This is a genomic window from Brevundimonas sp. Leaf363, assembly GCF_001424025.1.
GTDB lineage: Bacteria > Pseudomonadota > Alphaproteobacteria > Caulobacterales > Caulobacteraceae > Brevundimonas.
In genome coordinates this window covers 786,394-799,259 of the sequence record NZ_LMPZ01000002.1, presented here as the reverse complement: position 1 = coordinate 799,259, position 12,866 = coordinate 786,394, and the positions used below count along the sequence as shown (strand labels likewise).

The following is a 12,866-nucleotide window of genomic DNA, read 5'->3' as shown; positions in this document are numbered from 1 at the left end:
CACAGGCTGTCTGGACGTCGTTAACGTTTGGGTGCTTTAGGGGAGGGGAGCATGGTCCAGGACGCCTTTCGTCCCATCACGCCGGCGCCCGACCGCGCACGCGCCGACGACCTGCGCGCCACGTTGGGCGACGAGCCCGCGGACGGGTTCGGAGAGAGCGCCCGTACCGCTCTGGTCGCCGCCGCCGACCGCCTGGCGTCCGAAGCACGCTCACGCGATCTGGGCGATTGCCAGGATTTGCTTTTGCACGTTCGCGCCCTGCTAGACGCTCTGGACCCGCGCCAGATCCAGCCGCGCGGCGGCCTCGCCGGCATGTTCGACAGCCGCGGCCGTCGCCTGAAGATGTTCCGCCGCAAGTTCGAGGCGACGGCGAACAGCCTGCTGGACGTGGCCGACACCTTGGAAGATCGCGCCCGTTCGATCGCCCGCCGCATCGTCAACCTCGACGGCTTCGCCAATGACTTGCGTGGCTGCATTTTGGAGGCCGAGGCGCATGTCGCGGCGGCCGCCGAGCACGCCCGTCCGCCGGTCGAGGATGAGACGCCGTCCCCGCTTCATGCCCGCGTGGCCGTCCTAGCCGGCGCCGCCGGCGCCGCCCTGGCGCAACTGCCACTCACCCGGATGTCGCAGAACGCCCAGCATGAGGGACCGGAGACACTCAAGGCGGTCAGCGAGGCGCTGAGAACCTGGGCCGCCGACTGGCGCCAGCGCCTGGGGCTCGACCGGCGCCGCCCGCGCCGGGTGCGACCCGAACAGGCGGCGCTGAATGAGGCCAAGAAGGCGCTGGAAGATGCGCTGGAGCGGACCGAGCGATACCTCACCGCCGCCCGCGCGCGTCATGGCCAAGCGGGCGCCCGCATGGCGGCGGCCATCGAGGCGATCCGCCGGGCCGGCTGACCTGCGCCCCAAAGAACGGCGCGGGTCACGAACCGGCGTTGGCTTCCGTCCAGGCGACCAGCTGGCTGTTCACGTCCCGAACCGCGACGTCGAACGCGGCGACGATGGCAGCTATGCGGTTCTCGGTTGCTGGCTGGGTGATGCTGAAGGTGCGCTCGGCCGCGACGGCGCGGTTGTCCGGATCGATCAGTCGCGCGCGCACCACGATGGTCGCCGCCGGAGCCGCGCCCGGCGCCGCATAGCGCGCCTCGAACGTGCGGACATCCAGGTCCAGCGCCCGCCCGCGCATCCCGCCCTCGCGGCGGCCCAGCAGGCGGACCCGCTGGCCTTGTGTCTCGAACGCCTGCTCGACGCTGTCGGTGTACAGCGTCGCCGCATCGGACACCCATCGCGCGCCGGCGATATAGGCCGTCTCCGCGCCGGTGACGCCCAGGATGCGGTCGTCGCGCACCGCCTCGGGGAACTCGACGCGGCGCAGGGCGATGGCCACCGGCTGGCTGACGGGCGCATCGGCGCGCGTCACCGCCGGATCGCCGAAGCGATACAGCTGCACCGGATCGGGCGTGGACAACAGCGAACAGGCGCCCAGGGCGGTCGCCGCTACGGCGGCCAGGGCGACGCCCTTGATGATGCGGATCACGGCTGGACCTCCATCTCGCGTGATTGCGGCCGGCCGATGAAATCGCGCGGGCTGGCGCGCACATCGTCGATCAGGCTCTGCAGGGACCGGGTCGCCTCGTTCAGCTCCTCGATCGTGTTGTTCAGTTGCGGCAGGCCCTCGCGGCCGAACTCGTCCAGCGGACGCTCGAGCCCAGACACCGACCGGTTGATCGAGGCCACCGCCGTCTTGGCGTCGTTGGTCGCCTCGTTGATGTTGGCGATGGCCTCGCGGGCGTCGCCGTTGACCAGGCCGCGCGAGTCGGTCGCCAGGCCTTCCCATTCCTTGATGGCCGAGTTGGCGCTGGTGATCGCCTCTTCCAGCTGCTTCAGCATGCCCTTGCGGGCTTCCAGCTCGGTGGTCAGGGCCTCGACGTTCTTCACGCTGGTCGAGAAGGAGCGGATGTTGTCGTCGCTCAGCACGCGGTTGATGCGGTTCAGCGCATCCACGGTCTGGGCCAGCACCGTGCCCGATCCGCTCAGCAGTTCGGCGATCGGCGACGGCTGGCTCTGGATCACCGGCACGACATTCTCGGGATACTGCTCTTTCAGCAGCGCGCTGGAGGGCTCGCCCGCCGTGATCTGGATGTAGTTCAGGCCCGTGATGCCTTGCGGCTCCAGCTGGGCGCGCGAGGTGACGCGCACCGGCGTCGTGCCGTTCAGACGGACGCGCGCGATCACCTGGTCGCCCTTGGCCGGGTCCAGGTTCAGGTCGGTGACCTCGCCCACGCGGATACCGTTGAAGTGAACCTCGCCGCCCTCCGACAACCCACGCACCGGTCCGTAGAACACGATGTCATAGACGTCGTAGTCCTTGTTGAACTGCAGGCGGGCCAGCCAGATGACGAACACAGCCAGGGCCGCCAAAAGGGCGACTGTGGCGATGCCGACGGCGGCGTAATGGGCGTCTCGTTCCATTGTTTCCTCAGGCCGCCTTCGTGGCGGCGCGTCCGCGCGGACCCAGGAAATACTCCTGGATCCACGGGTGGTCTGACTTCTCAAGTTCCTGAACGGGCGCCTTGGCCACGACCCGCTTGTCGGCGAGCACCGCGACCTTGTCGCAGATGGCGTAAAGGCTGTCCAAGTCGTGGGTGATCATGAAGACCGTCAGCCCCAGGTCGTCGGACAGCTGCCGGATCAGGTCGTCGAAGGCGGCGGCGCCGATCGGATCCAGGCCCGCGGTCGGCTCGTCCAGGAACAGCAGCTCGGGGTCCAGCGCCAGCGCGCGCGCCAGCCCCACCCGCTTCCTCATGCCGCCCGACAGTTCGGCCGGCTTCAGGTGATGTGATTCCGGTTTCAGCCCGACCATGGCGATCTTCATCTCGGCCAGCTCGTTGATGACCGACCGCGGCAGCTCCGTATGCTCCACCAGGGGCGATGAGACATTCTCAAGCACGCTGAGCGACGAGAACAGCGCGCCTTGCTGAAACAGCACGCCAGTGCGCCGCTCGATGTCGGCGGCCTGCGCCGAGGTCATCTCGCTGATGTCGTGCCCGAAGATCTTGATCGAGCCGCCCTCGGGCTGCTTCAGGCCGATGATCGAGTTCAGCAGAACGGTCTTGCCGGTGCCGGACCCGCCGACCACGCCCATGACCTCGCCGCGCTCCAGGTCGAGGTCCAGATCCTCGTGAATGGTGCGGTCGCCGAACTGGCTCAGCAGGCCGCGCACCTCGATCAGGTTTTCGCCCTCGCCGTTTGCGGCCTTGGGCTGGGTGTCCTGCGCGGTGTCGGGCGCGCTCACAGGTTCAGCTCCAGATAGATCAGGGCGAAGACCGCATCGAGGAAGATGATGGCGAAGATGGCCTGAACCACAGCCGCCGTCACGCGGCGACCCAGCGATTCGACATCGCCCGCCACCGCCATGCCCTGGCGGCAGCCGATGGCCGCGACGACGATGGCGAACACGGGGGCCTTGGACAGGCCCACCAGCATGTGCTGGGCCATCGTTCCATCCTCGCTGATGCGCTGGATGAAGAAGGCCGGACCCAGGCCCAGCTGGCTCCAGCTGACCAGGATCCCGCCGAACAGGCCGGCCAGCATGGCCACGAAGGTCAGCAGCGGCAGCATGACCAGCAGCGCCGCCAGACGCGGGATGACCAGCGCCTGGAACGGGTTCACCCCCATCACCTGCATGGCGTCGACCTCCTGGTTCATCCGCATCGACCCGATCTCCGCCGCGAACGACGAGGCCGAGCGACCGGCCAGCAGGACCGAGGTGATGACGACGGCGAACTCGCGGAAGACCGACACGGCGATCAGCTGGACTGTGAAAACCCCGGCGCCGAACTGGCTCAGCAGGTCCGCGCCCAGGAAGGCGATGACGGCGCCGATGAAGAAGCTGGTCACCGCCACGATGGGCATGGCGTCCAGGCCCGCCCGCTCGGCCTGACTGATCCAGGCGGCCCAGCGGATGCGGCTGGGATGCTTCAGCGCCGATCCCGCGGCCACGATCAGCCGACCCAGGAAGGCCAGCGACAGCATGGCCTCTGTGCCGATGTCGTAGACGCCGTGCCCGATCTTGGCGAAGCTGCGCGTGAACGGATCGGGCCGCTTCAGCGGTTGGCCGACTTCGCGTTCCAGCTTCTCGACCATGGCGTAGATGCGCCCGGCCTCGGGACGCGCCGACCACGCCGAGGCCGACGATTTCAGTTGGGACGCCTGATAGAGGGTCAGGGCGCCCGCCGTGTCGAACCGCCCGAGGTCCGACAGCTCGACCGACTTCACCTCGCGGCCCTCGAGCTCGCGCGTCAGCCGTGAGCCGATGCGGCCAAGCCCGGTCGTCGTCCAGTCGCCACTCAGGCGCAGGACGGCTGCGCCGCCGCGCTCCGTGTCGATCTGAAAATCCGCCCCGCTCATGGTCCCCAGCATAGCCGACCGGCGCGCAATGCCTACGGGCAATCGGCGAAGGTTCGTCACGCGAGCCTTTCGCGTACCGCCCTCAAATCCCTGACCAGGGCCGCGCGTTCCCGCGCCCGACCATCCTCGTCCGGAATTCGCAGCAAATACGAAGGGTGAACCGTCAAGATCGCCGTCGATCCGTCGTCCAGCGGCATGGGCTGCCCCCGCTCCTTCGTCACGGCCGGGCGGCGGTGAAGCAGCGACAGGCCCGCCGTCGCGCCCAGCGCCACCACCACCTGCGGCTTCACCAGCCGCCGCTCATTATCCAGCCACCAGCGGCAGGCGACGATCTCGGGCGTGTCCGGCGTTTTGTGCAGGCGCCGCTTGCCGCGCGGCTCATGCTTGAAGTGCTTCACCGCATTGGTGACATAGACGTCCGACCGGTCGATCCCGGCCTCGGCCAGCGCCGCGTCCAGCACCTGCCCCGCCGGGCCGACGAAGGGCTGGCCGGACAGATCCTCATGGTCGCCGGGTTGTTCGCCCACGATCATCAGCTTCGCCTGGCGCGGTCCCTCTCCACACACCCCTTGCGTCGCATCTCGCCATAGCGGACAGCGCCGGCACGCCTGGACACCCTTGTTCAGCACGGCCAGATCCAGAGGCGGCGCGGCGTCCTCGACGAGCGTCCTCGCGGCAGGCACGACGCGGGCGAAGCGTTCGTTCGGGGCCGGCGCGGGCGCGGCGACCATGGTCTCGGTGCGGACCGCGGAGGCCGCGATCAGTTCGGGGATCAGGGACGCCTCCGGCAGATTCGCCCAATACCGCTTGGCCATCTCGCCCTGCATCGCCTTGGTCCGCAGCCGCGCGGGGTTGAAGGTCGAGGCGTAGTAGGTCTTCCAGAACTCCTCGATTTCGTCGTCCTGCGGCGCCATGTCTCGCGTCGCGGGTGGACCGAAGGCCAGGTCGTGGCCATCCCAAGCCGCGCTGCCGTCCGGCGTCAGGATTGCCCAGCGCATGGTGGTGAACCGCCGCATGAAGAAGGGCGCCGTCCGCTCGACCACGCGATGCGCCGGCTCGAACCAGGCGACCCACGCCTGACCCTGATCGTCCTCCACCTCGCGAAAGCGCACGAAGGCCTTCATCTTGTGGCTGGCCCGCGAGACGTTCTTGGCCCGCTCCAGCGCATCGGCGACGTCGATGTCGGACGTGACCTTGATCAGGTTCGGCTCGTCCCGCAGCCGCCACAGCAAGCGGTACATCAGATCGAACCGATCGTCCGAGCGATGCAGGATCACGCCTTCCGCCAGATCCACGAACGGCTTGGGAACCGAAAAACTCTCTTCCTTTTTCCGCTCATCCCCGCGGAAGCCGGGATGAGCGGGTGTATCGAAAAGCCCCGTCTGCTGGTCCGCCCCCGCCACCCGGAACCGCGCGCTGCCCGGCTCTACGCCCGCAAGCCGAAAGTCTCGCGCAGCCTTACGCCACCCGTCGAAGTCGATTTCGGACTGCAGCGTCACGACCCGCATCAGAACAGGCTCAACTGCTCCGCCGGCGGGGCCAGGCGCGCGCGCAGGTCCGCCGCATCGGTCAGTCCGCCCGGCGTCCAGTCCAGCGTGGTGATGAAGGCGCGCACCGAGCCCAGAGAGCGCGTCATCCGCCCCACATCGTCCAGTCGCAGAGTCCGCCAGCGCCGCACGCTGATGATCCGGTCGACCGACTTCACGCCCAGCCCCGGCACCCGCAGCAGCATCTCGCGCGCCGCCGTGTTCACATCGACCGGAAACTGGTCCCGGTTCTTCAGCGCCCAGGCCAGCTTGGGATCGACCGCCAGGTCCAGCATTCCGTCCGTCGTCGCCGATCCGATCTCCGGCGCCGAGAACCCATAAAACCGCATCAGCCAGTCGGCCTGATAAAGCCGGTGCTCGCGCATCAGCGGCGGCTTCGACAAGGGCAGCGCCGAGGACGAATCCGGGATGGGGCTGAAGGCGGAATAGTACACGCGCCTCAGCCCGTAGCCGCCGTATAGCGACGCCGAGCGATCGATGATCTCGCTGTCGGGCGCGCCGTCCGCGCCGACGATCAGCTGTGTGCTTTGCCCGGCGGGCGCGAAGCGCGGCGGCTTGGCGCGATCCTTCTTCGACGGGCGCGCCGCCTCGACCTTCATCCGCACCTGCCCCATCGCCCGCTTGATGACGCTGACGTCCTTCTGCGGCGCCAGCCGCGCCAGCGCCTCGTCGCGCGGCAGCTCGATGTTGGCGGACAGCCGGTCGGCGTAAAGGCCCGCCTCCTCCACCAGACGCGGATCCGCCTCGGGGATCAGCTTCAGATGGATGTAGCCGCGAAAGTCGTGATCTTCGCGCAGCGACCGCGCCACCCGCACCAGCTGCTCCATCGTATAGTCGCCGTTGCGGATGATGCCGGACGACAGGAACAGGCCCTCGATATAGTTCCGCTTGTAGAAGTTCAGCGTCAGATCGACGACCTCCTGCACGCTGAACCGCGCCCGCTCGACGTTCGAGGACGCGCGGTTGATGCAGTAGGCGCAGTCGTAGATGCAGAAGTTCGTCAGCAGGATCTTGAGCAGGCTGACGCACCGCCCGTCCGGCGTATAGGCGTGGCAGATTCCCATGCCCTCGGTCGAGCCGATGCCCTTGCCCCCCACCGAGTTTCTCTTGGAAGCGCCGGACGACGAGCACGACGCATCGTATTTCGCGGCGTCGGCCAGGACGGACAGCTTGCGACGCAGGTCGAGTTGGGCCATGCGTTCACTCTATGTTCCCCGGCGCGTCCGGTCCAGCGTGGCCGTAGGATTTCTGCGTCAGGTCAGGAAGTTGAGCAGTGAGACGTCGCGCAATTGGCTGATGAGCTGGGCCGAGGCCTGGATCGCCACCTGTGACAGCTGCAAGTCGGTCACCGCCTGCGCCATGTCCACGTCAGTGCGCTTGCCGATCAGCTCGTCCAGCTGGGTCTTCTGCGAGTCCAGCGACCCCAGGGTCGCTTCGACCCGGTTCTGCAAAGATCCGTTCTGAGCCGCCAGATCGGTCACATGACTGCGCGACGCATCCAGCCGCGTCAGTTGTGCGGTCAGGAAGTCACGCGTCGCGTCGTCGATCTTGCCCGTGATCGGCGTGGTCGCGTTGAAGGCCTGGATGTCCTTGAAGATCGAGAACAGGCTCTCGCCGATATCGCTGGCCAGGAAGCCGGTCTGGACGCTCTGCCCCTCGTCGATGCGCGAGCTCTGCTTCAGCGTGTCGTTGGCGAAGACGCCGGCGACGCTGGGCGCCGCGTTCAGCTCGGCCATGGTCGCAACGGTGACCGGCGGATTGTCGACATTGCCGCCGCCGAACAGATAGCGACCCTGGTGCTGGGCGTTCAGGCCGTTCTGCACGATCTGGAACTGACCCTGCAGCTCCAGCATCAGGCCGTCCAGCGAGCCGGCCGCCAGCGCATCGGCGATCGCCTGCCGCGCGTCGCCCGCCCCGTCGGCGACGCGGTTCAGCGCCAGGTCCTGAGCCGACAGGCGGGCCGAAACGGTGTCGTTGGTGTCGATGAATCCCTGGATGCGCGCCTGCGATCCACGCATGGCGGCCAGCGTCTCGGACCCGCGTCCATAGCCGGCCAGGTCGGTCGCGACCTTCTCGGTCGAAATCCGGTTCTGGGCGTCCAGCGAACGGTTCTGCGCCGTCATGAGGTTCAGCAGCGCGGTCTGGTAGTTGCCGGCGGTGGAGACGCGCGTCGTCATCAGATCATCCCGAGCAGGGTGTCGTACATGTCCTTGGCCGCCTGGATCAGGCGCGCCGAGGCGTTGAAGGCTTGCTGATAGGTCGTCATCAGCACCAGTTCCTCGTCCAGATTGACCCCCTCGTATGAGGTCTGACGCGCGCTGGCTTCGGAATAGAGCGCCTGGGCCGTGTCGTTGCGGTTTGACGCCACCGTGGCCTTGGCGCCGATGTCGCCCGCCAGTTCGGACGCATAGCGCGAGACCGACATGCTGCCGCCCATCGCCCCGCCCGCCGCTGCGAAGCGCGACGACAGCTGGCCGGCGTTGGCCAGACCCTGCGCCCCCCGACCATCGCCGGTGCTCAGCGCCGATGCCCCCGCGGCGGCCGACAGGTTCAGCTTCGCCAGCGCCAGATTGGTCGGGGTCTGCCGGATGTCGGTGCGGATCGAAAAGCCGTCCGCCCGCGACGCCCGCACCCCGCCGCCGATCCCGAACAGTTCGGTCAGCGAGACGCCGGACGGATTCTGGGAGGTCGTATCCTCCAGCACCGACATCGTCGGCGCCGGACTGCCCGATGCGGTGAAGCTGAGCGCCCCATTGGCGTCCAGAGCGAACGAACCATAGGCGCCCACCCCGCCCGACGTGCTGTTCAGCGCGTCCAGCATGTTCTGCACCGTGCCGCCCGACGGCACGGCCACGGTGACGTCGCGCAGGCGCGAGCCGGTGTTGTCGGTAAAGCGGAAGGTCAGGCTCTGGCCGGCCGCAAAGCCCAGGCTGGCCCCGGGCGTTAGACCCGTCTCGTAGATGGCCGTCCGATCGGTGCTCACCAGATCGTTCAGACCGAAGAAGTGCGAGAAGCCGCGGCCCGTCTTCAGGCTGGGCGCCGTGGCCGGCATGCCGCTCGGATTGGCGGCGTCGTCGGCGATGGCCACGCCGTTCGGCGCCGTGGCGCTGAAGCTCAGGACGCCGCCGTCGAAGCTGGCCGTCGCCTGCCCGCCCAGTTGGGTGTTCAACACGCTCAGGAAGGTGTTCGCCGTGAAGGCCGTTCCGTTGATCGTGCCGGCGCTGAAATCGATGTGCGCGGATGTCTGGATCACGCCGGCGCTGCTGGTCACGGCCACCGTCGTGCCGCCGGTGAAGCCGGCGATGGCCGTCTCCAGGCTCTGACCGACATTGCGCCCGGTCAGCGTCGAGGGCGCCGGCACAGAGCTGTTGGCGTTGTGCGCGCGGTTCAGTTGGTCCGCGACCCGCGCCATCAGCTCGCCCAGACGCTGGGACGCCGCAGGCGCCTCGGTGTCGCGCAGCTCGACCAGGCCCTTGATCTCGCCCGACGATATCGTGTCCATCAGCGCGCGCTTCTGGCCGCCGGGCTCGGTGATGTAGATGTCGCTGAACGCGCTTTCGGCGTTGACCGTCCCGGCCCGCGCATAATCCAGCTTGGCGTATCCGTTGCCGGCCAGCAGGGCGCCGCCCGTGGTGCGGATGGACACGCCGCCGGCGGTGCGCGGCTGGATCTGGATGTCCATCAGCTCGGCCAATTGACCGATCAGGGTGGCCTGGGCAGTCTCGGCGCCGGAGCTGTCGCCGCCCACGGCCACGCCGCGCGCGATCTCCTTGTTCAGCCCCTCGATTTGCTCGAGCAGACTGTTGGCGCTGTCGACCGCGCTCTGGATGCGCCCGTCGGCGTCTTCGCGCACGGCCTGGATCTGGGTCTGGATCCGCCCGGCTTCGTCGAACAGCGCCTGGGTCTTGTACAGCGCCTCCTGGCGATAGGGCGACGACGTCGGATCCTCGGCCGCCGAGGCGAAGGCCGCGAAGACGCCGTCCACCGAGGCGAAGAAGCTGTCATCGCCGCTGGGGTCGCCGAACAGGCTCTGGATGCGGTCGTAAAGTTCGTAACGCACGCCCTGGCGGCTGGCTTCAGATCCGGCGTTCAGGCTGGCCGCCTGCAGGAAGCGGTCGGTCGCCAAGCGGATGCGCGCCACCTCGACGCCGGCGCCGGCGCCCTGGCTGGTGACCGACACCTGATCGGCGATCTTTCGGACATAGCCAGGCGTGTTGACGTTCGAGACGTTGTCCGAGACGACGCGCAGCTGCGTCTGAGCCGCCGCCAGGCCCGAGTTGGCGATGTTGAGAATGGAGTTCAGCGACATGCCGCGGCTCCCTCGCTAGGCGCACACTGCCCGGATCGCGGCATAATTTGCCCGGCGCGCACGACAGGGCTGATAGCCAAGATGCTGCGATTGCTCAGGTTTTTTGTGCGCGAGACGATCATCGTCAACTTGCGGCGCAAGGGCCGGGCCAATGGGCGGGCCACCCGCACCGGGCGGCAAAAAGCGGCGCCCGGCACGGCAGAAAGCGACCGCAGCCCCGGGGCGCTACATGTCTGCCCGCTAGCAAAACCCGCTATCTTACAGGTGCATAGCCGCCCTTTTGCACTTGGCCCGGAGCTTGCGCAGTGGGCTGCGAACATTGGGCGCAGCAGGCGCCGCCGTCTTTCAGTCCCGAGCCTGCTCGCCCGTGTCCCTCGCCGCTTCACTCTCCGTCGCCCCTGCCCCGGCTCCTGTCGCCGGAAGCAGCGCTTTTGCGTCCGGCGCTCCCGCGGCCGATGCTGAAGGCGGCGCGGACAAGACGGCCTTCGCCGGCCTGCTGAATGGTGTCGTCGCTCAAACGCCGGCCGATCCTCGACCCGGCTTTCTGAAGCCCGCGCCCAAGGCCGCCGGCCTCGCAGCCAACGACGCCGACGCGGCCATCGTGGCCCCGGTCGGCCTGCCGGCCGACACGCCCGTCGCCCTCGTCAAGGACGCGGTCGAGACCGCACTGGTCGCCGAGGGCCAAACATCTGACGCCCCCGCCGAGGTCGACGCCGCGCCTGCCGATGCGAAGGCGGACGCACCGTCCCCGCCTGTCGCCATCCCCGCACTCACCATCGCGGCCCCGGCCCCGCCGGTCGCCGCGACGCCCGCCGCCGCTGCTCCGGCCCCGACCGGCGCCGCCCAGGCTCCACAGGCCCAGGCTCCGCAGGCCCCGGCGCCTGAACAGGCGGCGCCGGTCGTCGCGAACGATGTCGCCATCGATCCGAAGGCTACGACCCCCGTGGCCGCTCAAGGGGCGACACCCGACATCGCGCCGGCCATCGCGGCCCCCGCGCCCGTCGAGGCCTCGGCCAAGGCTGCAGCGGCCGCCGCCCTGACCATCCCGGCCGACGTGATCGCACCGGACGCCAAGGAGCCCGCCGCACCCGCCCCGCCCGCGCTCAAGGACAGCACCAGCGCCGCTACCCGCTCCGGCGAGACCGCCGCGCCGCCGGCGAGCCCAGCGAGCACCCACACGGGCGATCCTTCGACCGCCACGGCCGCGCCCGTCCCGGCTCGGTCCCAGACAGCGGACGTCTCCACCACGCCCGCGCCCGCCGAAAAGGCCGCCGAGCCGACCGCCGCCGACATGGACGCCCCGGCCGACGCCGCCGAGCCCCTGCGCAGCGACGCTCCGGCCAACGCCGCCCCCGCAGCCGCACGCGAAGCAGCCCAGCCCCAGACGACGCCCGCCGCCCTGGCCTCGACCCTGTCGCGCGCCACCGTGGAGACGACCGCCCATCTGTCGGCCCAGATCCTGCGCCGCCTCGAGGGGCGCTCGACCCACTTCGACATGGTGCTGACGCCCGACGCCCTGGGCCGCGTGGAGGTCAGCGTCGATATCGATTCCGACGGCCAGCTGGCCGCCCGTCTGGCCTTCGACAACCCGGCCGCCGCGACGGAAATGCGCGGTCGCGCCGACGAACTGCGCCGTCAGCTGGAGGACGCCGGCTTCCGGGTCTCCGACGACAGCCTCAACTTCACCGACCGCGACAGCGGCCGCTCCGGCGACCAGCGCCAGGACGGCGCCGCCCGCCGCTTCGCCTCGGCTGCGCGCGTGGGCGCTGACGCAGACGCCGTCGCGTCGCCGGTCCGCTGGATGTCCATGAACCTGACGCCTGACCGCGTCGATGTGAGGGTCTGACCATGGTCGACGCCGTCAGCACCACAAACGCCGCCAGCCGGATCAACACCGGCGGCGCCATGCTGGCCTCGAACTTCGAGACCTTCCTCAGCCTGCTGACCTCGCAGCTGAAGAACCAGGATCCGCTGTCGCCGGTCGACAGCAACCAGTTCACAGCCCAGCTGACCCAGATGGCGGGCGTCGAGCAGCAGCTGCTGACCAACGACCTGCTGACCAGCCTGCTGTCGGCCCAACAGGGCGCGGGCCTGACCGGCGCCGCCAACTATATCGGCAAGGAAGCCACCGCCGTCTGGTCCGCCAACAAGGTCGAGGACGGCAAGGCGACCTGGAGCTACGAGCTGGGCGAGGACGCCAAGGCCGCCAAGCTGCAGGTGCTGGATAGCGCCGGCAAGGTGGTCTGGACCGGCGACGCCACCGAGCTGAAGCAGGGCGTCCACGACTTCACCTGGGACGGCAAGACCACGGCGGGCGGCCAGGTCGCCGACGGCGGCGTCTACACGCTGAAGATCACCGCCACCGACACCGCCGGCGCCGCCGTTGACAGCCAGGTCCTCATCCGGGGCCGCATCAGCGGCGTCGAGCTCTACGACGGGCAGCCCTACGCCACGATCGGCGCCTCGATCCTGCCGCTCACCAGCCTGATCGCGCTGGACGAAGCGTCAACCGCCACCCCGACCGAAACCGCCGAGAGCGAGAGCCTGGTGTCCAAGGTCGCCTCCGCTCTCAATCCCCTGAACCTCTTCTCCTAGGAGCC

11 protein-coding genes are annotated in these 12,866 nt (G+C 69.0%); 3 read left to right on the top strand and 8 right to left on the bottom strand.

Features of this window, described 5'->3' with window-relative positions:
- Positions 1–51 precede the first annotated feature (51 nt).
- Positions 52–897 carry a toxic anion resistance protein gene (locus ASG17_RS06865; protein ID WP_056100965.1) on the top strand — a complete coding sequence of 282 codons (846 nt, stop codon included), beginning with the start codon at positions 52–54 and terminating at the stop codon, positions 895–897.
- A 25-nt stretch (positions 898–922) separates the two neighbouring features.
- Here ASG17_RS06865 and ASG17_RS06860 read toward each other — a convergent pair whose 3' ends face one another.
- The 8 genes from ASG17_RS06860 to flgK are packed head-to-tail and all read right to left on the bottom strand — an operon-like array spanning position 923 to position 10,266.
- Positions 923–1,537, bottom strand: coding sequence for an ABC-type transport auxiliary lipoprotein family protein (locus ASG17_RS06860; RefSeq protein ID WP_056100963.1), 615 nt, complete (start codon positions 1,535–1,537; stop codon positions 923–925).
- Entirely contained in the window at positions 1,534–2,472 is a 939-nt protein-coding gene (locus tag ASG17_RS06855) for an MlaD family protein (RefSeq protein WP_056100959.1), read from the bottom strand. The genes ASG17_RS06860 and ASG17_RS06855 overlap by 4 nt, the downstream gene beginning before the upstream one ends.
- Before the next feature lie 7 nt (positions 2,473–2,479).
- Positions 2,480–3,295: an ABC transporter ATP-binding protein gene (locus tag ASG17_RS06850; protein WP_056100956.1), complete on the bottom strand. Its 816-nt coding sequence runs from the start codon at positions 3,293–3,295 to the stop codon at positions 2,480–2,482.
- Positions 3,292–4,410, bottom strand: a complete 1,119-nt coding sequence (locus ASG17_RS06845; RefSeq protein WP_056103216.1) for an ABC transporter permease — start codon at positions 4,408–4,410, stop codon at positions 3,292–3,294. The genes ASG17_RS06850 and ASG17_RS06845 overlap by 4 nt, the downstream gene beginning before the upstream one ends.
- Before the next feature lie 56 nt (positions 4,411–4,466).
- The gene (locus ASG17_RS06840) at positions 4,467–5,918 is read right to left on the bottom strand and encodes a UdgX family uracil-DNA binding protein (protein ID WP_056100952.1); all 1,452 of its coding nucleotides are present in this window, start codon (positions 5,916–5,918) and stop codon (positions 4,467–4,469) included.
- The gene (locus ASG17_RS06835; protein WP_056100949.1) at positions 5,918–7,153 is read right to left on the bottom strand and encodes a putative DNA modification/repair radical SAM protein; all 1,236 of its coding nucleotides are present in this window, start codon (positions 7,151–7,153) and stop codon (positions 5,918–5,920) included. The genes ASG17_RS06840 and ASG17_RS06835 overlap by 1 nt, the downstream gene beginning before the upstream one ends.
- 57 nt (positions 7,154–7,210) lie before the next feature.
- Complete coding sequence (locus ASG17_RS06830; protein WP_056100946.1) at positions 7,211–8,134, bottom strand: flagellin; 924 nt, start codon at positions 8,132–8,134, stop codon at positions 7,211–7,213.
- Positions 8,134–10,266 (bottom strand): flagellar hook-associated protein FlgK, encoded by a 2,133-nt coding sequence (gene flgK, locus ASG17_RS06825; RefSeq protein ID WP_056100944.1) that lies wholly within the window; start codon positions 10,264–10,266, stop codon positions 8,134–8,136. Before flgK ends, ASG17_RS06830 begins: the two co-directional genes overlap by 1 nt.
- Positions 10,267–10,633: 367 nt before the next feature.
- Here flgK and ASG17_RS15930 point away from each other — a divergent pair, with 367 nt between their 5' ends.
- The gene (locus tag ASG17_RS15930) at positions 10,634–12,112 is read left to right on the top strand and encodes a flagellar hook-length control protein FliK (RefSeq protein WP_255354003.1); all 1,479 of its coding nucleotides are present in this window, start codon (positions 10,634–10,636) and stop codon (positions 12,110–12,112) included.
- Positions 12,113–12,114: 2 nt separating this feature from the next.
- Positions 12,115–12,861, top strand: a complete 747-nt coding sequence (locus ASG17_RS06815) for a flagellar hook assembly protein FlgD (protein WP_056100942.1) — start codon at positions 12,115–12,117, stop codon at positions 12,859–12,861.
- Positions 12,862–12,866: the final 5 nt, after the last annotated feature.